This is a genomic window from Variovorax sp. YR752 (genome assembly GCF_943372545.1).
In genome coordinates, this window is record NZ_CALRZC010000015.1 from 1 (window position 1) to 20,963 (window position 20,963).

Genomic DNA, 20,963 nt, shown 5'->3' on the forward strand with positions numbered 1-20,963 from the left:
GTAGACCGCATCGGGCTTGCTCGCCGCGATCTCGGTCAGTAGCGCCTGGAACTCGACGTTGGGGAAGGGCAGCGACAGCTCCTTGACCACCTTGCCGCCGGACTTCTCGAAGGCCTCCTTGAAGCCCTTGACCGACTCGTCGCCGGCGGCGTACTTCCAGGTGATGGTGACGACGTTCTTGTGGCCCTTCTTGGCCACCACCTCGCCCATCGCGTAGCCCGGCTGCCAGTTGCTGAAGCTGGAGCGGAAGATGTTCGGCGCGCACATCGGGCCGGTCACCGCGTCGGCGCCGGCGTTGGGCACCAGCAGCAGCGTGCCGGTGTCCTTGGCGACCTTGGCCATCGCCATCGCCACGCCCGAGTGCACCGTGCCGACCAGCACGTCGACGTTGTCGCGCTTGATCAGCTTGTTGACGTTGTCGGTGGCCTTGGCCGGATCGCTCTCGTCGTCGATCTTGACGAACTCGATCTCGCGGCCGCCGAGCTTGCCGCCCTGTTCCGCCACGTGCAGGCGGAAGCCGTTCTCGATGGCGGTGCCGAGTGCGGCGAAGGTGCCGGTGGCCGGCAGCATCAGGCCGACCTTGAGCTTGGCCTGTTGCGCCTGGGCAGCGGAAGCGGCAACGAGTGCGGCGGCGAGGGTGATGAGCTTGAGCTTCATGGGTGTTTGTCTCCGGTGAGTCACGAACGTACTTGCGAACGAATGAATCGGGTGGCGGCGGCGATCACTGCCTGGGGCTGGTCCTTGTGTGGCGAGTGGCCGCAATCCGGCAGTTCCAGCAGTTCGGTCTGCGGCACACGCCGTGCGATGCCGCGGATCTGCTCCAGCGTGCCGTACTCGTCGTCCAGTCCTTGAACGGCGAGCAGCGGGCAGGTGATGGCGGCGATCTCCTGCTCGATCGACCACTGGCGGAACGGCGGATGCAGCCAGATGCGGTTCCATCCGTAGAAGGCCGAGTCGGGGTCGTCGTGGTACTTCGCCAGGCGCTGCTTCAGGTCGGTGGTCTCGTAGGCGGTCTTCGCCTTGGCGATGCTCGCCACCGACAAGTCCTCGACCAGGATGTGCGGCGCCAGCACGATGGCGCCCGCTACGCTTTCGCGCAGCTTCGCGGCGTAGAGCAGCGTGATCGAGGCGCCATCGCTATGGCCGAACAGCCAGGGCTTGTCGTGCGTCGCGTCGATGTCGAGTGCGGTCAGCAACGCCGGCAGCACCTCGTGTGCCTGGCGGTGCATGAAGTCCAGGTCCCAGGCCTCCTCGGGTGCACGCGGCGTCGAGCGGCCGTAGCCGGGGCGCGAGTAGACGAGGCCGCGCACGCCGGCGGCGTCGCAGAAAGCTGTCGGGAAGTCGCGCCACATCGCCAGCGAGCCCAGGCCTTCGTGCAGGAAGACGACCAGCGGCGCCGCCTTGCGCTCCGGCGCAATGAAGGCGTGCTCGATGCGGACCCTGCGGCCGCGCCAGTCGATCTCGACGAACGACGAGCTCACTGCGCACCCTTCTCCATGTCACGCAGCTTGAAGCGCTGGATCTTGCCGGTGGCCGTCTTCGGCAGGTCGCTGACGAAGACGATCTGGCGCGGGTACTTGTAGGGTGCGAGCTTGTCCTTGACGAAGGCCTTCAGTTCGGCGTCGGTCGCGCTGGCGCCTTGCTTGAGCACGACGAAGGCCTTGGTCTTGGTCAGGCCCTCCGCATCGGGCACACCGATCACCGCCGCTTCCAGCACCGCCGGGTGCTGCACCAGCGTCGCCTCGACCTCGAAGGGCGAGACGTAGATGCCGCTGACCTTGAGCATGTCGTCGCTGCGCCCGCCGTAGGTGTAGCTGCCGTCGGCGTTGCGGATGGACTTGTCGCCGCTCTTGGTCCAGCCACCCTGGAAGGTGTCGCGCGTCTTCTGGCGGTTGCCCCAGTACATCATCGCCGCCGAGGGGCCGTGGATGTAGAGGTCGCCCGGCTCGCCGTCGGGCACGGCACCGCCGTCGTCGCCGCGCAGTTCGATCTGGTAGCCCGGCACCGGCCAGCCGGTGGTGCCGTAGCGCACCTTGTCGGGCCGGTTGGAGATGAAGATATGCAGCATCTCGGTGGAGCCGATGCCGTCGACGATGTCGGTTCCGAAATGCGCCTTGAAGCGCTCGCCGAGTTCGGCGGGAAGTGCCTCGCCGGCCGAGGAAACGAGGCGCAGCGCCACGTCGCCCTTCTTCGGCAGGTTCGGAGACGCCAGCATGCCGGCGAAGCCGGTCGGCGCGCCGTAGAACACGGTCGGCTTGGTGTTCGCGATGCCGCCGGTCCAGCGCTTGAAGGTGGCGTCGGGTGTCGGCCGTTCGGCCATCAGGATCGTCGTCGCGCCGACGCTCATCGGGAAGCTCAGCGCGTTGCCCAGGCCATAGGCGAAGAACAGCTTGGCGGCGGAGAAGCAGACGTCGCGCTCGGTCAAGCCGAGCACGCCCTTGCCGTACAGCTCGCAGGTCCAGTAGGGGTTGGCGTGGGAGTGCACCGTTCCCTTGGGGCGGCCGGTGGAGCCCGACGAGTAGAGCCAGAAGCCCGGGTCGTCCGGGCCGGTGCCGGCCGGCTTGGCCTGCGGCGACTGCGCGGCGAGGAAGGCCTCGAACTCCACCTCGGCCGGGTGCAAGGGTGCGACGGGCCGCGAGACGATGACCTTCTGCACCTCGTGGTCCGACTTGATCAGCGCGCTGGTCAGCGCCGGCAGCAGCGCGCCCGACACCAGCACCGCCTGCGCGCGGCTGTGCTCGAGCATGTAGGCGTAGTCGTCGGCGGTCAGCAGGGTGTTGACGGCCACCGGCACCACGCCGGCATACATCGCGCCGAGGAAGCTGACCGGCCAGTCGTTGCCGTCCTGCATCAGCAGCAGCACGCGTTCTTCTCGCTTGAGGCCGAGCCCGCGCAGGCCAGCGGCGAGGCGCTTCACACGTTCGGCGAGATCGCCGTAGCTGAGCGTGCCGGCGTCGTCGATGAAGGCGGCCTTGGCCGCTCGCTCGGCGTTGACCGCCAGCAGGTGCTGCGCGAAGTTGAAGCGCTCAGGGGGGGCGGCAACGTCGGCGATGTCGGTCTGGGTCATCTTTGTCTCCTCAGGCCAGATGGGCCAGGGTGTCGGTGCTCGCCTGGACGGCGGCGCGCCGGTGATAGAAGCTCAACGCACGCAGTCCGCCGAGCTCTTCGCCGCCGCCCGCGCGGCCGGGGCCGCCGTGCAGCGACTGCGGCATCACGTTGCCGTGGCCGGTGTGCAGTGCAGCGACGTCCGGGCTGATCACGTGCACTCGGCCGTGCAGCGGTGCGAGCTCGATTGCGGCGTCAGCCAGTGCCTTGGAATCGCTGCCGTACAGCGACGCGACCAGCGAACCCTGACCGCGTGCGATCAGCTGCAGCGCATGGTTGCGGTCGCGATAGGGCACGAGCGTGGCCACGGGGCCGAACACCTCGGTGTCGTGGATGCGGTCGCTGGCATCGCTGCCGGCGGCGTGGCGGGTGCCCAGCAGCGTCGGGCCGACGCAGCAGGCCACGGCCGGGTCGACATCGACCAGCGCGTGCTTGGCTCCGTCGTGCAGCGTCTCGGCCTGGGCCTGCAGATGGACCAGGCCCTCGCGCACCGCGTTCAGCTGCGCGTGGCTCACCAGCGCGCCCATGCGCACGCTCTCGTTGCGCGGGTTGCCGACCGTGGTCTTGGCCAGGCGCGCCGAGATCGCCTCGGCAGCTTGCGCGTACAGCACTTCGGGCACGAAGACACGCCGGATCGCGGTGCACTTCTGGCCCGACTTCTGCGTCATCTCGCGCGCCACTTCCTTGGCCAGCAGCTCGAAGGCCTCGCTGCCCGGCGCCTCGCCTTCGAGCAGCAGCGCGCTGTTGACGCTGTCGGCCTCGATGTTCACGCGCACCGAGCGCTGCGTGACCGCGGTATGCGAGCGGATCAGCGCGGCCGTCTCGGCCGAGCCGGTGAAGGAGACCACGTCGAAGGGCTCGAGCGCATCCATCAGCCCGGCCGAGCTGCCGCAGACCACCGACAGCGCGCCCGCCGGCAGCACACCGGCATTGACCACGTCCTGCACCATGCGCTGCGTCAGCCAGGCGGTGGCGGTGGCCGGCTTGATGACCACCGGCACACCCGACAGCAGGGCCGGCGCGGCCTTCTCCCACAGGCCCCAGCTCGGGAAGTTGAAGGCGTTGATGAAGAGGGCCAGGCCGCGCGAGGGCACCAGCACATGCTGGCTCTGGAACAGCGGGTCCTTGGCCAGGCGCGCAGGTTCGCCGTCGAGCAGGAAGCGGCGGTCGCCCAGGCCGTCGCCCAGCTTGGCGTAGGTCGAGAGTGTGTAGATGCCGCCGTCGATGTCCACCGCCGAGTCGTTCTTCACCGTGCCGCTGTTGGCGGTGGCGATGGCGTAGTAGTCATCGCGCTTCGCTTGCAGCACCTTCACTGCAGCAGCCAGCATCGCGGCGCGTTCGCGGTAAGTCATCGCGCGCAGCGCGGCCCCGCCGGTCTGGCGCGCGAAGGCGAAGCCGGCGCGCAGATCCATGCCAGTGGCATCCACACGCGCGACCTCGGTGCCGAGCACCGGATCGAACAGCGCCGTGCCGGCGCCGCTGCCGGAAGTCCAGCGGCCGCCGAGGTAGTTCTGCAGAAGTTCGCTCATGGGGAGGGTCACTTGGTGAATTCGATCGCGCCTTGCGGCAGCAGATAGAGCACCAGGGCGCGGCCCTGGCGCACGGTCGGGCGATGCGCGCTGCCCGGCGGCATGACCACCCAGCCGGCGGGGCGGCCGTCGAAGGTGGCGTCGCCCTCCAGCGGCATGTGCAGGTCGATCTCGCCGTTCGGATGAACATGGTGCGGGCCGGCGATGTCGGTCATGTCGACCACGTCGACCGAGAAGCCGTGCAAGTCCTCGGCCGGCTTGAAGATGCGGCCGTACTTGATGCCGCCGCCTTCACGGTTGCATAGCCAGCCTTCGGCCGCGCCAGCTTCACAACTGGCTTTGAGCGACTGGAACGTGGCGCTGCCGGCGCCGTGCTCGCGGTTCAGCCAGGCGTCGAGATCGGCGTCGATGGCGCGGCCGGCGAGTTGCGCGGTCAACGCGGCGATCTGTGCGCGGAACTTGTCGGGGGTCATGGTCCAGTCTCCAGGGGCCGCATCCGCCTTGCCTTGGCGAAGGGGATGCAGTATTGTGCTTGCAGGCACTCTAGAGCGCGAAGAACACCATGTCAAGCACTATATTGCAGGCCCCGGGGAATCCCCAGGGCGAGATCGCGCCCGGCGAGGAGGGCGAGGAGGCGAAGAACCCGTTCCTGGTGGCACTCGGTGAGCGCACCCGGGCCCTGCGCTCCCGCCGCGGGATGACGCGCAAGGCGCTGGCCGTGGCGGCGGACGTCTCCGAACGCCACCTGGCCAACCTGGAGTACGGTGTCGGCAACGCCTCCATCCTCGTGCTGCTCGACGTCGCCCGTGCGCTGCAATGCTCATTGGCAGAGCTTCTTGGCGATGTGAGCACAAGCACACCTGAGTGGCTGATGCTGCGCGAACTGCTCGAGGGCCGTGACGAGGAGACGCTGCACCGGGTGCGCGTGGCCGTCGGCGAAATGCTCGGCACCGGTGGCGCCAACGCCAGCCACGGGCGCAAGCGCAGTCCGCAGGTGGCGTTGATCGGCCTGCGCGGCGCCGGCAAGTCGACGCTCGGCGCCATGCTGGCCGAAGACCTGGGCTTCCCGTTCGTCGAACTCAGCCGCGAGATCGAGAAGTTCGCCGGCTGCAGCATCAGCGAGATCCAGGCGCTCTACGGCCAGAACGCCTACCGGCGCTACGAGCGCCGCGCGCTGGAGGAATCGATCCAGATCTATCCCGAAGCGGTGATCGCCACACCCGGCGGCATCGTCTCCGATCCGGCCAACTTCAATCTGCTGCTGCAGCACTGCACCACGGTCTGGCTGCAGGCCGATGCTGAAGACCACATGAAGCGGGTACTCGCTCAAGGCGACACACGCCCGATGGCCGCCAGCCGCGAGGCGATGGAGGACCTGAAGTCCATCCTGGCCGGCCGCGCCGCCTTCTATTCGAAGGCGGAGTTCCAGCTCGACACCAGCACGCAAGCGCTGGAACCGACCTTCGTGGCGCTGCGCGCCCTGGTGCGGGAGGCACTCGAACTGCCGGCCTGACGCGGTGCAGATCGGGTCAAACCCGAGACATGCATAAAAATGCATTCAAGTGCTTGATCTTCGAAAGCTGATGCACTATGCTGCTCATCATTCGCTGACCAAACACCTGCAGCCCTTTGCATCCTGACCGGGAGACACCCATGACCCAAGACCTGCGCGTCGACTACCAGACCTCGCCCGAGCAATACCGCCACTGGAAGCTCAAGTTCGAAGGCCCGGTGGCCACGCTGGCCGCCGACTTCGACGAGAACGGCGGCCTGCGCCCTGGCTACAAGCTCAAGCTGAACAGCTACGACCTCGGCGTCGACATCGAGCTGAACGATGCGATGAACCGCATCCGCTTCGAGCACCCCGAGGTGCGCACGGTGGTGCTGACCAGCGCCAAGGAGAAGGTGTTCTGCTCCGGCGCCAACATCTTCATGCTCGGCGTCAGCAGCCATGCCTGGAAGGTGAACTTCTGCAAGTTCACCAACGAGACGCGCAACGGCCTGGAAGACACCTCCAGGCACAGCGGCCTGAAGTTCCTGGCAGCGGTCAATGGCGCCTGCGCCGGCGGCGGCTACGAGCTGGCCCTGGCCTGCGACGAGATCATCCTGGTCGACGACCGCAGCAGCGCGGTCAGCCTGCCGGAAGTGCCGCTGCTCGGCGTGCTGCCCGGCACCGGCGGCCTGACCCGCGTGACCGACAAGCGCAAGGTGCGCCACGACCTGGCCGACATCTTCTGCACCACCACCGAAGGCGTGCGCGGCCAGAAGGCGAAGGACTGGCGCCTGGTCGACGACATCGCCAAGCCGGCGGTGTTCGCCGCCAAGGTGCAGGAGCGTGCGCTCGAACTGGCGAAGCAGAGCGACCGCCCGGCGAATGGCAAGGGCGTCAAGCTCGCCCCGCTGACCCGCACGATCGAGCCGAACGCGCTGCGCTACCCGAACGTGACGGTCGAGATCGACCGTGCGAAGCGCACCGCCGTCTTCACCGTCAAGGCCCCGACCGGCGCGCAGCCGAACGACGCGGCCGGCATCGAGGCCGCCGGCGCGAACTGGTACCCGCTGGCGATGGCCCGCGAGTTGGAAGACGCCATCCTGAACATGCGCACCAACGAGCTCGACATCGGCCTGTGGCTGATCAAGACCGAAGGCGACGCCGCCGCCGTGCTGGCGATGGACGCCACGCTGCTGGCCAACCAGAACCACTGGCTGGTGCGCGAGACCATCGGCCTGCTGCGCCGCACCTTCAGCCGCATCGACGTGTCCTCGCGCAGCCTCTTCGCGCTGATCGAGCCGGGCTCCTGCTTCGCCGGCAGCTTCCTCGAGCTGGCGCTGGCCTGCGACCGCAGCTACCACCTGGCGCTGCCCGACGACGAGGCCAAGGCGCCGAAGATCACCGTCGCCGACGCCAACTTCGGCCTCTTCCCGATGGTCACCGGCCAGAGCCGCCTGGAGCGCCGCTTCTATGCGGAACAGGCCGCGCTCGACGCGGTGCGCGCCCAGGCCGGCAAGCCGCTGGACGCCGACGCCGCCTTCGCGCTGGGCCTGGTGACCAGCAACCCGGACGACATCGACTGGCCGGACGAGACGCGCATCGCCATCGAGGAGCGTGTGGCCATGAGCCCCGACGCGCTGACCGGCATGGAAGCCAACCTGCGCTTCAACGGCCCGGAGAACATGTTCACCCGCGTCTTCGGCCGGCTGACCGCCTGGCAGAACTGGATCTTCCAGCGCCCCAACGCCGTCGGCGAGAAGGGTGCGCTGAAGGTCTACGGCAAGGGCGACAAGGCCGCCTTCGACTGGAATCGCGTCTAAGCAGCAATCGGAACACGGAGCAGACAGCATGAGCACGATCAACTACAGCGACAAGATCCCCAACAACGTCAACCTCAGCGAGGACCGCACGCTGCAGCGCGCGCTCGAGCAGTGGCAGCCGAACTACCTGCAGTGGTGGGGCGACATGGGCCCGGACGGCTCGCAGGACTTCGACGTCTATCTGCGCACCGCCGTCAGCGTCGACCCGCAGGGCTGGGCGCAGTTCGGCCACGTGAAGATGCCCGACTACCGCTGGGGCATCTTCCTGAATCCGGCCGAGAAGGATCGCAAGATCCATTTCGGCGACCACAAGGGCGAGGACGCCTGGCAGGACATCCCCGGCGAGTACCGCGCCAACCTGCGCCGCATCATCGTCACCCAGGGTGACACCGAGCCGGCCTCGGTCGAGCAGCAGCGCCACCTCGGCCTGACCTGCCCGAGCCAGTACGACCTGCGCAACCTGTTCCAGGTCAACGTCGAGGAAGGCCGCCACCTGTGGGCGATGGTCTACCTGCTGCACAAGTACTTCGGCCGCGACGGCCGCGAGGAAGGCGAAGCGCTGCTCGAGCGCCGCAGCGGCCAGGAGGACAACCCGCGCATCCTGCAGGCCTTCAACGAAGAGACGCCGGACTGGCTGTCGTTCTTCATGTTCACCTACTTCACCGACCGCGACGGCAAGTTCCAGCTGTGCGCGCTGGCGGAAAGTTCCTTCGACCCGCTGGCCCGCACGACCAAGTTCATGCTGACCGAGGAAGCGCACCACATGTTCGTCGGCGAGTCGGGCATCAGCCGCGTCATCCAGCGCACCTGCGCGGCGATGAACGAGATGAAGACCGACGACCCGAAGAAGCTGCGCGAGGCCGGCGTGATCGACCTGCCGACGCTGCAGCGCTACCTGAACTTCCACTTCTCGGTGACCATCGACCTGTTCGGCGCCGATGAGTCGAGCAACGCCGCGACCTTCTACTCGACCGGCCTGAAGGGCCGCTACGAAGAGGGCAAGCGTGTCGACGACCACATCCTCAAGGGCCAGACCTACCGCGTGCTGAATGTGGTGGGCGGCCAACTGGTCGAGCGCGAGGTGCCGATGCTCAACGCGCTCAACGAAGTGCTGCGCGACGACTACATCAAGGACTCGATCGCCGGCGTGGAGCGCTGGAACAAGGTGATCGAGAAGGCCGGCATCCCGTTCCGCCTGAAGACGCCGCACAAGGCCTTCCACCGCAACATCGGCGCGCTCGCCGGCGTGAAGGTGAGTCCGGACGGTCGCGTGGTCAGCGAAGCCGAGTGGGCCGCCAAGGTCGACGAGTGGCTGCCCTCCGGCGGCGACCGTGCCTTCGTCGCCAGCCTGATGGGCCGCGTCGTCGAGCCGGGCAAGTTCGCCAACTGGATCGCGCCGCCGGTCATGGGCATCAACCGCCAGCCGGTGGATTTCGAGTACGTGCGCTTCAACTGATCTCGCGCATCATCGAGGCTGTCGCAAGGGGCCCGCGGGCCCCTTGCCTTTCCAGGAGACAAGGCGATGGACATGGCTGTCACCGTCATCAAACAGCACCTGATCGACCCCGAGATCTGCATCCGCTGCAACACCTGCGAAGCGATCTGCCCGGTGCAGGCGATCACGCACGACTCGCGCAACTACGTGGTCGACGCGGAGAAGTGCAACCTGTGCATGGACTGCGTCTCGCCCTGCCCGACCGGCAGCATCGACAACTGGCGCAGCGTGCCGCGGGTGCGCGCCTACGGCATCGCCGAGCAGTTCGGCTGGGATGAACTGCCCGCCGAGCTGACGCCGGAGCAACTGGCCGAGGCCGGCGTCGGCGCCGAGGCACTGGCCGCGCCCGAGCCCGCAACGGCCGGCAGCGCCGCGAGCGCCACGCCGGGCGCCGAGGCGGCGTTCAACAGCGCGCAGTACAACGCGACGCTGCCGCCCTGGTCGGCCGCGCACGCCTACACCAACCTCTACGGCCCGAAGGCGGCGGAGAAGAGCGTCACGGCCACGGTGGTCGGCAACGTGCGCGTCACCGAAGTCGGCAAGCTGGCGGGTCACGATTACGACACGCACCACATCGTGCTCGACTTCGGCACCATGCCCTTCCCGGTGCTGGAAGGCCAGAGCATCGGCGTCGTGCCGCCGGGCACGGACGCCAGCGGCCGCGCCCACCACGCACGCCAGTACTCGATCGCCAGCCCGCGCAACGGCGAACGGCCGGGCTACAACAACGTCTCGCTGACCATCAAGCGCGTGCTCGAGGACCATCAGGGCCAGCCGGTGCGCGGCGTGGCGAGCAACTACATGTGCGACCTGAAGGTCGGCGACACGGTGCAGGTGATCGGCCCGTTCGGCAGCACCTTCCTGATGCCCAACCACCCGAAGAGCCACATCGTGATGATCTGCACCGGCACCGGCTCGGCGCCGATGCGCGCGATGACCGAATGGCGCCGTCGGCTGCGCCAGAGCGGCAAGTTCGAGGGCGGCAAGCTGATGCTGTTCTTCGGCGCGCGCACCAAGGAGGAACTGCCTTACTTCGGCCCGCTGCAGAACCTGCCGAAGGATTTCATCGACATCAACTTCGCCTTCAGCCGCACGCCGGGGCAGCCCAAGCGCTACGTGCAGCATGCGATGGCCGAACGCGCGGCGGACCTGGCCGCGCTGCTGGCCGACCCGAACGCCTGCTTCTACGTCTGCGGCCTGAAGGCGATGGAAGAGGGCGTGGTCGCCACGCTGCGCGACATCGCGCGCGGCGCCGGCATGGACTGGGACACCGTCGGCGCGGCGCTCAAGCGCGAAGGGCGCCTGCACCTCGAGACGTACTGAAGAACTGACGAATCATGAGCATCGATCTTCGCGGCACGCCGGTGCTGGTGGTGGGCGCCGGCATCATGGGTGCCGGCATCGTGCAGGTGGCGGCATTGGCCGGCCACCACGTGCAGCTGTTCGACATGCGCGAAGGCGCGGCCGTGCAGGCGCTGGACAAGCTGGCGGCCACGCTCAAGGGCCTGGTCGACAAGGGCAAGCTCGGCGCCGAGGCGGTGCAGGCGGCAATGGCTCGCATCGCACCGATCACCTCGCTGGCCGAGGCGCGCGACGCCGGCCTCGTCGTCGAAGCGATCGTCGAGAACCTCGACGCCAAGCGTTCGCTGTTCCGCGAGCTCGAAGCCATCGTGGCGACGGGCACCGTGCTCGCCACCAACACCTCGTCGATCAGCGTCACCGCCATCGCCAACGGGCTGAAGCATCCGGCGCGCCTGGTCGGCATGCACTTCTTCAATCCGGTGCCGCTGATGAAGCTGGTCGAGGTGGTGCACGGGCTGCAGACCTTGCCCATGGTGGCCGAGGCGATCTTCGAACTGAGCACGGCCTGGGGCAAGGTGCCGGTGCATGCGAAGAGCACGCCGGGGTTCATCGTCAACCGGATTGCGCGGCCCTACTACGCCGAGACGCTGGCGCTGCTGCAGGAGCAGGCCACCACGCCGCAGGTGCTCGACGCCTGCCTGAAAGCCGCAGGCTTCCGCATGGGGCCGTGCGAGCTGATGGACCTGATCGGGCACGACACCAACTTCGCCGTCACCAACTCCGTCTACGAAGCGAACTTCTTCGACAAGCGCTACGTGCCCTCGCTGGTGCAGCGCGAGATGGTCGCCGGCGGCTTGTTCGGTCGCAAGAGCGGCCGCGGTTTCTACGCCTATGGCGACGGCGCCGGCATCCCGCCGCTGCCAGTCGCGGTGCACGAGGCGCCGGCCACGGCGCGCGAGGTCACGGTACACGGCATCGGCCCGATCGCCGACCACCTCGAGCATGCCGCCATCGCCGCGCTCGCGCCGCAGGGCTGGGGGCCGGCGCGTGATCTGTCGAGCGCCTGGGTCGGCCTGTCGATCGACGGCGCCCGCCTGGTGCTGACCGACGGCCGCAGCGCGCAGCAACTCTCGAGGGACCTGCATTGCGCCGACGTCGCGGTGTTCGACCGCCCGGTCGTGATGCCGATCGCCGCCGGCACCGCGCTCGCCTACGCTGTCGCCCCCGGCGCGAGCGAAGCCTGGCGCACCCAGGCCGGCGCCTGGCTGGCCGCACTGGGCTTCACGCCGCTGCCGCTGGCCGACGCGCCGGGCCTGGTGGTGGCGCGCACGATCGCCATGCTGATCAACGAGGGCGCCGACGCCGTGCTGCAGGGCGTCTGCGACGAGGCCGGCGCCGACGCCGCGATGAAGCTCGGCGTCAACTATCCGGCCGGGCCGTTCGAGTGGCTGTCGCGCTGGAGCGTCGACGGCGTGGCCGGTGTGGTGAGGGCGCTCGATGCCGAGTACCGCGGCGAGCGCTACCGCCTCAGCCCGTGGCTGCGTCGTCGCGCTCACCATTCATGAAGTTCGCCGAGTTCGAAATTGGTCAGGTCATCGAGGCCGGCCCCTATGAAGTGAGCGAAGAGGAAATCGTCCGCTTCGCCACCCAGTACGACCCGCAGTGGTTCCACACCGATGCGCGGGCGGCCTCGAAAGGCCGCTTCGAGGGCCTGATCGCCAGCGGCTGGCACACCTGCGGCATCGCGATGCGGCTGGTGGCCGACGCGGCGCTGGCCGGCAGCGAGTCCTTCGCGTCGCCGGGCCTGGCCTACGTGAAGTGGCCGCACCCGGTGCGACCGGGCGACGCCTTGCGTGTGCGCGCCACCGTGGTCGAGACGCGCCGCTCCAAAGGCAAGAGCTCGCTGGGCATCCTGCGCTGGCGCTGGCAACTCTTCAACCAGCACGGCACCGAGGTACTCGACCTGGAAGCGACCAGCCTGTTCGACCTGGCGGCCACGCCACCTGCCTGAACGGGGCAGCGCACTTTGTCTGGCCGGCGTGTATTTCCGCGCCGGCCGGGTCCTCTGTCCGACCGGAAGGCCGGCTGCAGCCCGCAGCGGTCGCCATCGAACCGAAAGGACCCGACGATGAACACGAAGCTCCTGTTTCGCCCGGCCGCGATTGCCGCCGCCTGTGCCCTGCTGGTCGCCTGCGGCGGTGGCGGCGGCGGTGATTCCGCACCGACCGGTGGCAGCACGCCGCCGCAGTCCGACGCCGCCGCGCAGGCCCTGGCCGCCGGCCCGGCGCTGGCGCCGGCACCGGCCGGCCTGTCCGGCAACGTGACCTGCCGCAACATGGCGATCGGCGCGCTCCGCCTCGATTCGATCGACGTGCCGGCCGACGCCGTCTGCCAGCTCGACGGCACGGTGCTGATCGGCAACATCACCGTCGGCCGCGGCGCGATGCTCGATGCCGACGGCATCGCCATGAACGGCAGCGTGCAGGCCGAAGGCGCAGCTCACGTCGCGCTGGTCGACGCCTCGGTGGGCGGCTCGGTGCAGGTCAAGCAGGGCGGCTCGGCGCAGGTCGAGATGCTGCGCATCACCGGCGACCTGCAGATCGATGCGATGCGCAGCGCCGTCACGGCGCACGACAACCAGATCGGCGGCAGCCTGCAGGCGGTCGGCAACCTCGGCGGGCTGACCATCACCGACAACCGCATCAACGGCAACCTGCAGTGCAAGGAGAACAACCCGGCGCCCTACGCCGCGGGCAACACTGCCGCCTCGATCGAGGACCAGTGCGTGGAGACCGGCACCGGGGGTGGTGGCGGCAGCGGCGGTGGGGGCAGCGGCGGCGGCGTCACGCCGGCACCCGGCCCGCTGTCGGGCAACGTCACCTGCGACGGCCTGCGCATCGGCGCCGACTCGCTCGACACGGTGATCGTGCCGGCCGGCGCCAGCTGCGTGCTCGAAGGCACGCGGCTGATCGGCTCGATCATCGTCAACACCGGCGCGACGCTGGTCGCCAGCGACGTGCGTGTCAACGGCAACCTGCAGGCCGACGGCGCGGCGAGCACGGCAGTCTCCGGCAGCTCCAGCTTCGGCGGCTCGGTGCAGATCAAGCAGGGTGGCGGCGCTTCCGTCACCGGTGCGAGCATCACCGGCGACCTGCAGATCGACGCGATGGGCGGCCCGGTCACTGCCTCGGCCAACGCGATCGGCGGCAACCTGCAGGCGGTGGGCAACCTCGGTGGCCTGTCGCTCAGCGCCAACCGCATGGGCGGCAACCTGCAGTGCAAGGAGAACCTGCCCGCACCGACCGGCAGCGGCAATGTCGCCGACAGCAAGGAGGACCAGTGCGCCGCGCTGTGACGAGACCCGGGCGTCGTTGAGGGAAGGCCGGCGTGGCATCATCGCGCCGGCCTTTCACTCATTGATGACGCCCCTTGCTCGACGCGCTCGACGACCTGACCGACGCCGACCTGGTGGCGAAGTGCCGCGAGGGCCGGCAGGCCGCCTGGAGCACGCTGGTGCGCCGCTTCCAGCGCCTCGTCTACACCGTGCCGCGCCGCGCCGGCCTGTCCGACGAGCAGGCCGCCGATGTCTTCCAGTTCACCTTCTCGCGGCTGTTCGAGCACATCGACAAGCTGGACGACGGCGCGCGGGTGCATGCCTGGCTGGTCACCACCGCGAAGCGCGAGACGCTGCGGCTGCTCGAGCAGTCGCGCCGCATCGTCGACCTCGCCGGACCGGCGGGCAGCGAGGATGGCGACACCGAGGACCCGCTCGAGCGAATTGCCGACCCGGCGCCGCTGCCGGAAGCGATGCTCGGTGAACTGCAGGAGCAGGACCGCGTGCGCCGCGCGCTCGAGCGGCTCGAGCCACGCCACCGGCAGTTGCTCGAGCTGCTGTTCCTGCAGGACGAGCCGCCACCCTATGCCGAGATCGCCGCGCGGCTGGGCATCGCCGAGGGCAGCATCGGCCCGACGCGGGCACGGGCGCTGGACAAATTGCGCCAACTGCTGGCTTCGATGTGATGCCTCGGTATTTCCGCCCGCCCCGCTGGCTCTGTCACGGCATGACACTTTCGGACCCGCTGCCATGAACGACGCGTCTCTTCCCGACGACGACACCCTGCAACGCCGGCTGCGCGACAGCCGGCAGCTGGAAGACGCGCCGGAGCACCTGATCCAGCGTGCCATCGACCTGTGGCAGCCGCGCACCGCGACGGCCACGGCCGGCGGTGCGCTGCGCCGCTGGATCGCCACGCTGCGCTTCGACAGTGCGGACGGCGGCAACCTGGCGCTCGGCCTGCGCGCCAGCGGTGCCTCGGCGACACGGCAGATGCTGTTCTCCGCAGAGGGACGCGACATCGACCTGCGCCTCGAACCGCTGGCCGACCGGACCTGGCGCATCAGCGGTCAGGTGCTCGGCCCGGACGCCGCTGGTATCGCCGAGCTGCGCTGCGGCGATGCGGCGCCGCAGCAGGTGGCCTGGAACGAACTGTCCGAGTTCGAGTTCGAGCCGGTGGCCACCGGCGTCTGCGCCCTGACGCTGCGCGCCGACGGCTGGGAGATCGGCTTCCCGTCCTTCGACCTCGCACGCGGGCCCTGAGCGCATGGCCGCCTCGGCAAGCGAGACGGTCAGGCGCTGGATCGACGAGGAAGCGGGCGACCTGCCCGCGCTGTTGCCGGCACCGGCTGCTGCATTGGCGCAGGCGCTGAAGGACGAGGCGATGGCCGCCTGGGGCACGACGCCGGCGCTGGCGCTGCGCTGTGCCACGCTGCTCGGGCAACTGCGCACGCGCGACGATGCAGCCGAGGTCGGCGCGATGGCCGACTGGGCCGCCGGCCTCGCCTCGCTGACGCAAGGGCGGCTCGCCGACGCCGCACAGCAGTTCGATGCCGCGCACGACAGCCTGCTCGCGCTCGACCGCGCCCACGAGGCGGCGCAGACCCGTGTGCCCAAGCTGATCGTGCTGTCCATGCTCGGCCGCCACGACGAAGCGCTGGCCTGCGGCGAAGCGGCGCTGGCGGCCTTCATCGCCGCCGGCGACGAAGGTTCCGCCGGCAAGATCGAGCTCAACCTCGGCACCATGCACTCGCGCTGCGACCGCCATGCCGAGGCGGTGGCGCTGTACCGCCGCGCCTCGGTGCGCGCCGCACGCGCCGGCGACCGCGAGCTGTCGATCCGTGCCGACATCTCGCTGGCCAACGGCCTGAGCTGGCAGTATCAGTTCGACGAGGCGCTGCGTGTCTTCGAGCGGGCGCTGATGCGTGCCCGCACCCACGGCCACGCGGTGCTGGCCGCGCAGGCGCGCGGTGGCATCGGCCGCATCGAGCTGCTGCGCGGCGGCTATGCCCGCGCACTGCGTGAGCTGGCGGCGGCACGGGCCGGGCTGGCCGAGGTGGGTGCGTCGCCGCAGCAGTGCATCGACGCAGAACTGTCGCTGGCCGATGCCTACCAGGCAGTGAACCTGCTTCCCGAGGCACAGCAGCTCTACGCCGCGGTGATCCGCGACGCCGCGGCCATCGAGGCCAGCACCGAACAGGCGACGGCGCTGCTGGAGGCTGCGCGGGTGGCGCACAAGCTCGGCGATGCGGCCACTGCGCTGGCCGGCTTCGAGCAGGCGCGCGAGTTGTTCGAGGCCGAGGGCAATACGACCTCGGTGGCCTGGGCCGACCTGTCCGTGGCCGCGCTGCAGCTCGAGCGCGGCGAGACCGAGGCGGCACGGGTGCGTGCCGCCGACGCTGCGCAGCGCCTGGCCGAGGCCGGCATTCGGGGCTGGGCGCTGGAGGGCCGCGCGCTGGCGGCCGAGGCGGCTGCCGTCACGGGGGCACATGACACGGCGCGGACGCAGTTCACGCAGACGCTGGCCGAGGCCGACGGCCTGGGCCCGGTGCAATGGGCTTGCCATCGCGGTCTCGGCGAACTGGCCTGGCAGGCGGGGGACACGCTCACCGCCCGGCACCACGCCGACCTCGCGCTGCAGGGCCTGGACGAAACCCGCGCCGCGCTGCCCGGCGACGGTTTCCGCACCGCCTTCGGCGCCGACGCGGAAGCGCTGCACGACCGCCTCGTGCGCGTTGCCTGGGCACGGCGCGAGCCGGCCATCGAACTGCTGGAGACGATCGAGCGCGGCCGCGCGCAGGCGCTGGCGCTGGCCGTCGGCGAAGTGCATGGCGGCGGCGCGGCCTCGGCCGAGGCGACCGCACTGCAATGGGTGCGCGAGCGACGCCGCGAAGCGCTGGCCGACGGCGATGCGGAGGCGGTGGCTGCGCTCGGCGTGCAGGAGGCGCAGCGCGAGCAGGCCTTGCTGGAAGCGGCACGCCGAGCGCAGCTCGCGCAGGGCGCCAACGAGACACCGGGCGCCACGGCGACAGCCTCAGCCTGGCGCGCCTCGGCACTGGCCGAATCGCTGGGCCCCTCGCAGGCGGTGGTCGCCTTCCACGCCAGCGGCACACACTGGCTGGCCTGCGTGGCCAGCGACGACGGCGTGCAGGCGGTCGAGCTCGACGCCACCGGCGTCGACGCCCGCCTGCGCAGCCTGCGCCTGCAGCTCGATGCCTTGCGCCTGGGCGGCATGCAGCGGCTGCAGGGCGAGCACGGCGAGCGGCTGCTGCAGCGGGTGCGCAGCCACCTGCAGGCGCTGCACACGATGCTGTGGGCGCCGCTGGCCGGCGCGCTGGGCGGGCGGCGCCGCGTGGTCGTCGTCCCGCACGGGCCGCTGCACTACCTGCCCTTCGCCGCGCTGCACGACGGCGCGCAGTGGCTGGTCGAGGCGCACGACCTCAGCCTGGCGCCCAGCGTGGCCTGGGCGGCGCAGGCGCTGGCCGCACCGCACGCCTCACCGCAGCGCGTGCTGGCGCTGGCCTTCGGCGGTGGCGGGCTGGCCCATGTGGACGACGAAGCCGCTGCCGTCGGCGGGGCCTTCGGTGCGGGCGCGCGCGTGCTGGTCGGCGCGCAGGCGACGCGCGAGGCCTTGCGCTCGGCCGTCGGCGATGCCGACGTCGTGCACCTCGCCTGCCACGCACAATTCCGCGCCGACAGCCCGATGTTCTCGGCCCTCGAGCTGGCCGACGGGGCGCTGGCGCTGCACGAGGCGCCGCAGCTCGGCCTGCGTGCGCAGCTGGTCACGCTGTCGGCCTGCGAGACGGGCCTGAGCCGCATCGCGCCCGGCAACGAGGCGATCGGGCTGGTGCGCGGCTTCCTGATGTCGGGCGTGCGCACCGTGGTGGCCTCGTCCTGGGCCGTCGACGACGCGGCCACCGCGATGCTGATGCGCGGCTTCTACCGCCGCCTGGTCGGCGGCGAGGCCTGCGCCGAGGCGCTGGCCGGCGCCCAGCGCGAGTCGGCGCGCAGCGGTGCGCACCCGTTCCACTGGGCCGCCTTTGCCCCACACGGGCGCGGTTGATCGGCGGCACCGATCATCGCGGCTGCGCGGCGGCTGTATTTCCGCGCCGGCTCGCCGCTCTGTCCCTGCACGCCCACTTCCGCACCACTGCCATGCCGTACAAGCTGCACACACTTGCTGCCTGCCTGCTTCTCGCTGCCTGCGGGGGCGGTGGTTCCGGTGGCGGCACGACACCGCCCGACAACGGAGGGGGTGGAAGTGGAGGCGGCGGCAGCGTCGACCCGCTGCTCGCCGACGTGATCGTGCAGCTCAACACCGGCGCAGATGTCGACGCGCTGGCGGCACGCTACGGCCTGACGGTGGTCGACCGCTTCGGCAAGCGGCCGATCTGGCGGCTGCGCGTGGCCACCGGTGCCAGCGCCGACGACGCCGTCGATACGCTGCGCGCCGACCCGGCGGTGCGCTTCGCCGAGCGCAACGAGGACACCGAAACCCCCGAGGGCCGGCGCCGCAACCCGGTCTGGGCGGTCGGCGGCGACGAGGGCGTCTACGCCACGCAGTGGGCACCGCAGGCGATCAGGCTGAGCACCGCACACACCACCAGCACCGGCAGCGGCGTGCGCGTGGCCATCCTCGACACCGGCATCGATCTCGGCCATCCGGTGCTGGCGTCGCGCCTGTCGCGCCGCAGCGGCGGTGCGCTGCTCGGCCGCGATTTCGTCGACGACGACGCCGATCCGTCCGAGACCGGCGACCGCGACGACGCTGGCTACGGCCACGGTACCCACGTCGCCGGGCTGGTGGCGCTGGCCGCACCGTCGGCCACGCTGATGCCAGTGCGAGTGCTCGACGCCAGCGGTCGCGGCAACACCTGGGTGCTGGCCGAGGCGCTGGCCTGGGCGGTCGACCCCGACGGCAACCCGGCCACCGACGACGGTGCCCACGTCATCAACCTGAGCCTGTCGACGGTGCAGCGCACGGATCTGCTGAAGACGGTGTCGTCGCTGGTGGCCTGCAGCTTCGACGATGACGACGACGACTTCGCCGACCCCGGCTTCGACGACGACCGTGCCCGCTGCGCGCTGCGCCATGCCGCCGTGGTGACCGCCGCCGCCGGCAACGGCGCCAGCGCCATCGTCGAGGAGTTCCCGGCCGCCGAGCAGGTGCCGGGCCTGCTCTCGGTGGCGGCCAGCAGCGAGTCGAAGGAAGTCGCCGGCTTCTCCAACCGCGGCAGCTGGATCCGCGTCGCCGCGCCGGGCGAGTCCATCGTCAGCACGGTCCCCGGCGGTGGCTGGGGCACCTGGAGCGGCACCTCGATGGCCACACCGCTGGCCGCCGGTGGCGTCGCGCTGCTGCTGGCCACCTTGCCGCCGAGCGGCGACCCGTCGCGCCCCGCGCCGCGCCAGTGGGACACCGAACTGGCCGCCAAGCGCCTGGCCGATCGCTCCTCGGCGCTGTGCGGCAGCTCGCTGCGCCAGCTCGACCTGGCCGCCGCGCTGGCCGACGTCTCGGCCACCGACCCGGCCTGCCCCTGAGGCGGCCCCTCAGGCTCGCCCGTACCAGCGCTGCGCGAACACCGCGAGACCGCTGGCCACGCTGGCGAAACGGTCGCCGCGCACGATGCGCGCGTCCGGGAAGGCCGCGGCGATGCGCTGCGCAAGCAGGCGCAGGCCGGTCGAGCCGCCGGTGAAGTAGAGCGCGCCGATCGCCTGCGGCGCGAGGCCGGCCTGGCGGGCCGTCTCGCGCGCGGCGTCGACGATGCGTTCGATGTCGGCGTCCAGCGCCGCCACCGCCTGCGCCTCGCCGAGTTCCACCGCCAGCCGGTATTCGACGTGCGACAGGTCGATGCGCGTGTGGCCGCCCTCGGCCACCGCGATCTTGCCGCCCTCGGCGCGCGCCGCCAGCTCGTGGCCGAGCCGCTCGGTGACCACCGTCATCAGGCGGTCGTGGTGGCGCGGGTCGGCGTAGAAGCCGCGCATGCTGCGCAGCTCGGCCACGCGCGCCGGGTTGTAGACGGTGTTGATCAGGTGCCAGGTGGCGAGGTCGAAGTACACGCCGCTGGGCACCTCGCGCGGCGTCGAGCCGGCGATGCTCGGGCCGTAGGCGCCGTAGCCGAACTCGGGCAGGATCGCCGCCAGCTCGATGCGGCGGTCGAAGTCGGTGCCGGCGATGTGCACGCCGTGGTTGGCGAGGATGTCGTCCTTGCGCTCCAGCTTCGCCGCATGCTGCGGGCCGACACGCACGATCGAGAAGTCGCTCGTGCCGCCGCCGATGTCGGCCACCAGCACCACTTCTTCATGGTCGATGCTGCGCTCGTGGTCGAAGGCGGCGGCAATCGGCTCGTACTGGAAGTGGATGTCGGCAAAGCCGACCTGGCGCGCCGCCGCTTCCAGCGCCGCCTGCGCCTGCACGTCGCGCACCGGGTCGTCGTCGACGAAGAACACCGGGCGGCCGAGCACGGCGCGGTCGATGGGCGCGCCGGCCGCGGCCTCGGCGCGGCGCTTCAGGTGGCGCAGGTAGCCGGCCACGACGTCGAGGTACTTCACGCCGCGGCCGCCGCCGACGTCGGTGGTCTGCTCGATCAGGCTGCTGCCGAGGATGCTCTTCATCGAGCGCATCAGCCGGCCGTCCAGCCCGTCGACGTAGGCGGCCACTGCGGCGCGGCCGAAGGCACGCGGCGGGCCGTCGTTCTCGGGGCCTTCGACGAAGTAGAAGACGGCGGTCGGCATCGTCGTCTGGCCGGGCTCGAGCTCGACCAGGCGCATGCCGGCGGATGCGCCGTGCGCATCGGGACCCTCGGGTATGGCGACGGCGGAGTTAGAGGTGCCGAAGTCGATGGCGCAGTACATGGGCGGGTGTCTCGCGAAGGGGCGCGATTGTAGG

General features: G+C 70.4%; 17 protein-coding genes. 11 read left to right on the forward strand and 6 right to left on the reverse strand.

Features of this window, described 5'->3' with window-relative positions; genetic code table 11:
- The 5 genes from AAG801_RS05485 to AAG801_RS05505 form a co-directional block, all read right to left on the reverse strand.
- A partial coding sequence (locus tag AAG801_RS05485) for a penicillin-binding protein activator (protein ID WP_341887500.1) occupies positions 1-657 on the reverse strand: 657 nt, incomplete at its 3' end.
- Positions 658-677: 20 nt separating this feature from the next.
- Entirely contained in the window at positions 678-1,481 is an 804-nt protein-coding gene (locus AAG801_RS05490) for an alpha/beta hydrolase (RefSeq protein WP_341887501.1), read from the reverse strand.
- Positions 1,478-3,067, reverse strand: coding sequence for a benzoate-CoA ligase family protein (locus tag AAG801_RS05495; RefSeq protein ID WP_341887502.1), 1,590 nt, complete (start codon positions 3,065-3,067; stop codon positions 1,478-1,480). Before AAG801_RS05495 ends, AAG801_RS05490 begins: the two co-directional genes overlap by 4 nt.
- Positions 3,068-3,077: 10 nt before the next feature.
- Positions 3,078-4,634 (reverse strand): 3,4-dehydroadipyl-CoA semialdehyde dehydrogenase, encoded by a 1,557-nt coding sequence (locus AAG801_RS05500; RefSeq protein ID WP_341887503.1) that lies wholly within the window; start codon positions 4,632-4,634, stop codon positions 3,078-3,080.
- A gap of 8 nt (positions 4,635-4,642) precedes the next feature.
- Positions 4,643-5,107 (reverse strand): DUF4863 family protein, encoded by a 465-nt coding sequence (locus AAG801_RS05505; RefSeq protein WP_341887504.1) that lies wholly within the window; start codon positions 5,105-5,107, stop codon positions 4,643-4,645.
- An 89-nt stretch (positions 5,108-5,196) separates the two neighbouring features.
- On the opposite strand from AAG801_RS05505, the gene AAG801_RS05510 reads away from it, so the two are divergent.
- The 11 genes from AAG801_RS05510 to AAG801_RS05560 all read left to right on the forward strand — a co-directional run bounded on the left by AAG801_RS05510 (position 5,197) and on the right by AAG801_RS05560 (position 19,615).
- Entirely contained in the window at positions 5,197-6,147 is a 951-nt protein-coding gene (locus tag AAG801_RS05510; protein WP_341887505.1) for a helix-turn-helix transcriptional regulator, read from the forward strand.
- 140 nt (positions 6,148-6,287) lie between these two features.
- The gene (boxC, locus tag AAG801_RS05515) at positions 6,288-7,946 is read left to right on the forward strand and encodes a 2,3-epoxybenzoyl-CoA dihydrolase (RefSeq protein WP_341887506.1); all 1,659 of its coding nucleotides are present in this window, start codon (positions 6,288-6,290) and stop codon (positions 7,944-7,946) included.
- Positions 7,947-7,974: 28 nt separating this feature from the next.
- On the forward strand, positions 7,975-9,402 hold the full coding sequence (gene boxB, locus AAG801_RS05520; RefSeq protein WP_341887507.1) for a benzoyl-CoA 2,3-epoxidase subunit BoxB: 1,428 nt from the start codon (positions 7,975-7,977) through the stop codon (positions 9,400-9,402).
- Between the two features lie 66 nt (positions 9,403-9,468).
- Positions 9,469-10,764 (forward strand): benzoyl-CoA 2,3-epoxidase subunit BoxA, encoded by a 1,296-nt coding sequence (gene boxA / locus AAG801_RS05525; RefSeq protein WP_341887508.1) that lies wholly within the window; start codon positions 9,469-9,471, stop codon positions 10,762-10,764.
- 14 nt (positions 10,765-10,778) lie between these two features.
- Positions 10,779-12,308 carry a 3-hydroxyacyl-CoA dehydrogenase gene (locus AAG801_RS05530; RefSeq protein ID WP_341887509.1) on the forward strand — a complete coding sequence of 510 codons (1,530 nt, stop codon included), beginning with the start codon at positions 10,779-10,781 and terminating at the stop codon, positions 12,306-12,308.
- Positions 12,305-12,754, forward strand: coding sequence for a MaoC family dehydratase (locus AAG801_RS05535; protein ID WP_341887510.1), 450 nt, complete (start codon positions 12,305-12,307; stop codon positions 12,752-12,754). The genes AAG801_RS05530 and AAG801_RS05535 overlap by 4 nt, the downstream gene beginning before the upstream one ends.
- Before the next feature lie 117 nt (positions 12,755-12,871).
- A complete protein-coding gene (locus AAG801_RS05540) occupies positions 12,872-14,098 on the forward strand; it encodes a hypothetical protein (RefSeq protein WP_341887511.1) in 1,227 nt (408 codons plus the stop codon).
- A gap of 74 nt (positions 14,099-14,172) precedes the next feature.
- Positions 14,173-14,763, forward strand: a complete 591-nt coding sequence (locus tag AAG801_RS05545; RefSeq protein ID WP_341887512.1) for a sigma-70 family RNA polymerase sigma factor — start codon at positions 14,173-14,175, stop codon at positions 14,761-14,763.
- Between the two features lie 64 nt (positions 14,764-14,827).
- Entirely contained in the window at positions 14,828-15,340 is a 513-nt protein-coding gene (locus AAG801_RS05550) for a hypothetical protein (protein WP_341887513.1), read from the forward strand.
- A 4-nt stretch (positions 15,341-15,344) separates the two neighbouring features.
- Positions 15,345-18,140: a CHAT domain-containing protein gene (locus tag AAG801_RS05555; protein WP_341887514.1), complete on the forward strand. Its 2,796-nt coding sequence runs from the start codon at positions 15,345-15,347 to the stop codon at positions 18,138-18,140.
- A 92-nt stretch (positions 18,141-18,232) separates the two neighbouring features.
- Positions 18,233-19,615 (forward strand): S8 family serine peptidase, encoded by a 1,383-nt coding sequence (locus tag AAG801_RS05560; RefSeq protein WP_341887515.1) that lies wholly within the window; start codon positions 18,233-18,235, stop codon positions 19,613-19,615.
- Between the two features lie 9 nt (positions 19,616-19,624).
- Here the strand turns inward: AAG801_RS05560 and AAG801_RS05565 are convergent, their stop codons facing one another.
- The gene (locus AAG801_RS05565) at positions 19,625-20,929 is read right to left on the reverse strand and encodes an Hsp70 family protein (protein WP_341887516.1); all 1,305 of its coding nucleotides are present in this window, start codon (positions 20,927-20,929) and stop codon (positions 19,625-19,627) included.
- Positions 20,930-20,963 lie beyond the last annotated feature (34 nt).

What these genes read in the sequence shown, in the direction of transcription:
- AAG801_RS05540 (WP_341887511.1), top strand. Translation starts at nt 12,872, where the DNA reads ATGAACACGAAGCTCCTGTTTCGCCCGGCCGCGATTGCCGCCGCCTGT.
- boxA (WP_341887508.1), top strand. Translation starts at nt 9,469, where the DNA reads ATGGACATGGCTGTCACCGTCATCAAACAGCACCTGATCGACCCCGAG.
- AAG801_RS05495 (WP_341887502.1), bottom strand. Translation starts at nt 3,067, where the DNA reads ATGACCCAGACCGACATCGCCGACGTTGCCGCCCCCCCTGAGCGCTTC.
- AAG801_RS05550 (WP_341887513.1), top strand. Translation starts at nt 14,828, where the DNA reads ATGAACGACGCGTCTCTTCCCGACGACGACACCCTGCAACGCCGGCTG.
- AAG801_RS05505 (WP_341887504.1), bottom strand. Translation starts at nt 5,107, where the DNA reads ATGACCCCCGACAAGTTCCGCGCACAGATCGCCGCGTTGACCGCGCAA.
- AAG801_RS05530 (WP_341887509.1), top strand. Translation starts at nt 10,779, where the DNA reads ATGAGCATCGATCTTCGCGGCACGCCGGTGCTGGTGGTGGGCGCCGGC.
- AAG801_RS05560 (WP_341887515.1), top strand. Translation starts at nt 18,233, where the DNA reads ATGCCGTACAAGCTGCACACACTTGCTGCCTGCCTGCTTCTCGCTGCC.
- AAG801_RS05500 (WP_341887503.1), bottom strand. Translation starts at nt 4,634, where the DNA reads ATGAGCGAACTTCTGCAGAACTACCTCGGCGGCCGCTGGACTTCCGGC.
- AAG801_RS05535 (WP_341887510.1), top strand. Translation starts at nt 12,305, where the DNA reads ATGAAGTTCGCCGAGTTCGAAATTGGTCAGGTCATCGAGGCCGGCCCC.
- AAG801_RS05565 (WP_341887516.1), bottom strand. Translation starts at nt 20,929, where the DNA reads ATGTACTGCGCCATCGACTTCGGCACCTCTAACTCCGCCGTCGCCATA.
- boxB (WP_341887507.1), top strand. Translation starts at nt 7,975, where the DNA reads ATGAGCACGATCAACTACAGCGACAAGATCCCCAACAACGTCAACCTC.
- boxC (WP_341887506.1), top strand. Translation starts at nt 6,288, where the DNA reads ATGACCCAAGACCTGCGCGTCGACTACCAGACCTCGCCCGAGCAATAC.
- AAG801_RS05510 (WP_341887505.1), top strand. Translation starts at nt 5,197, where the DNA reads ATGTCAAGCACTATATTGCAGGCCCCGGGGAATCCCCAGGGCGAGATC.
- AAG801_RS05555 (WP_341887514.1), top strand. Translation starts at nt 15,345, where the DNA reads ATGGCCGCCTCGGCAAGCGAGACGGTCAGGCGCTGGATCGACGAGGAA.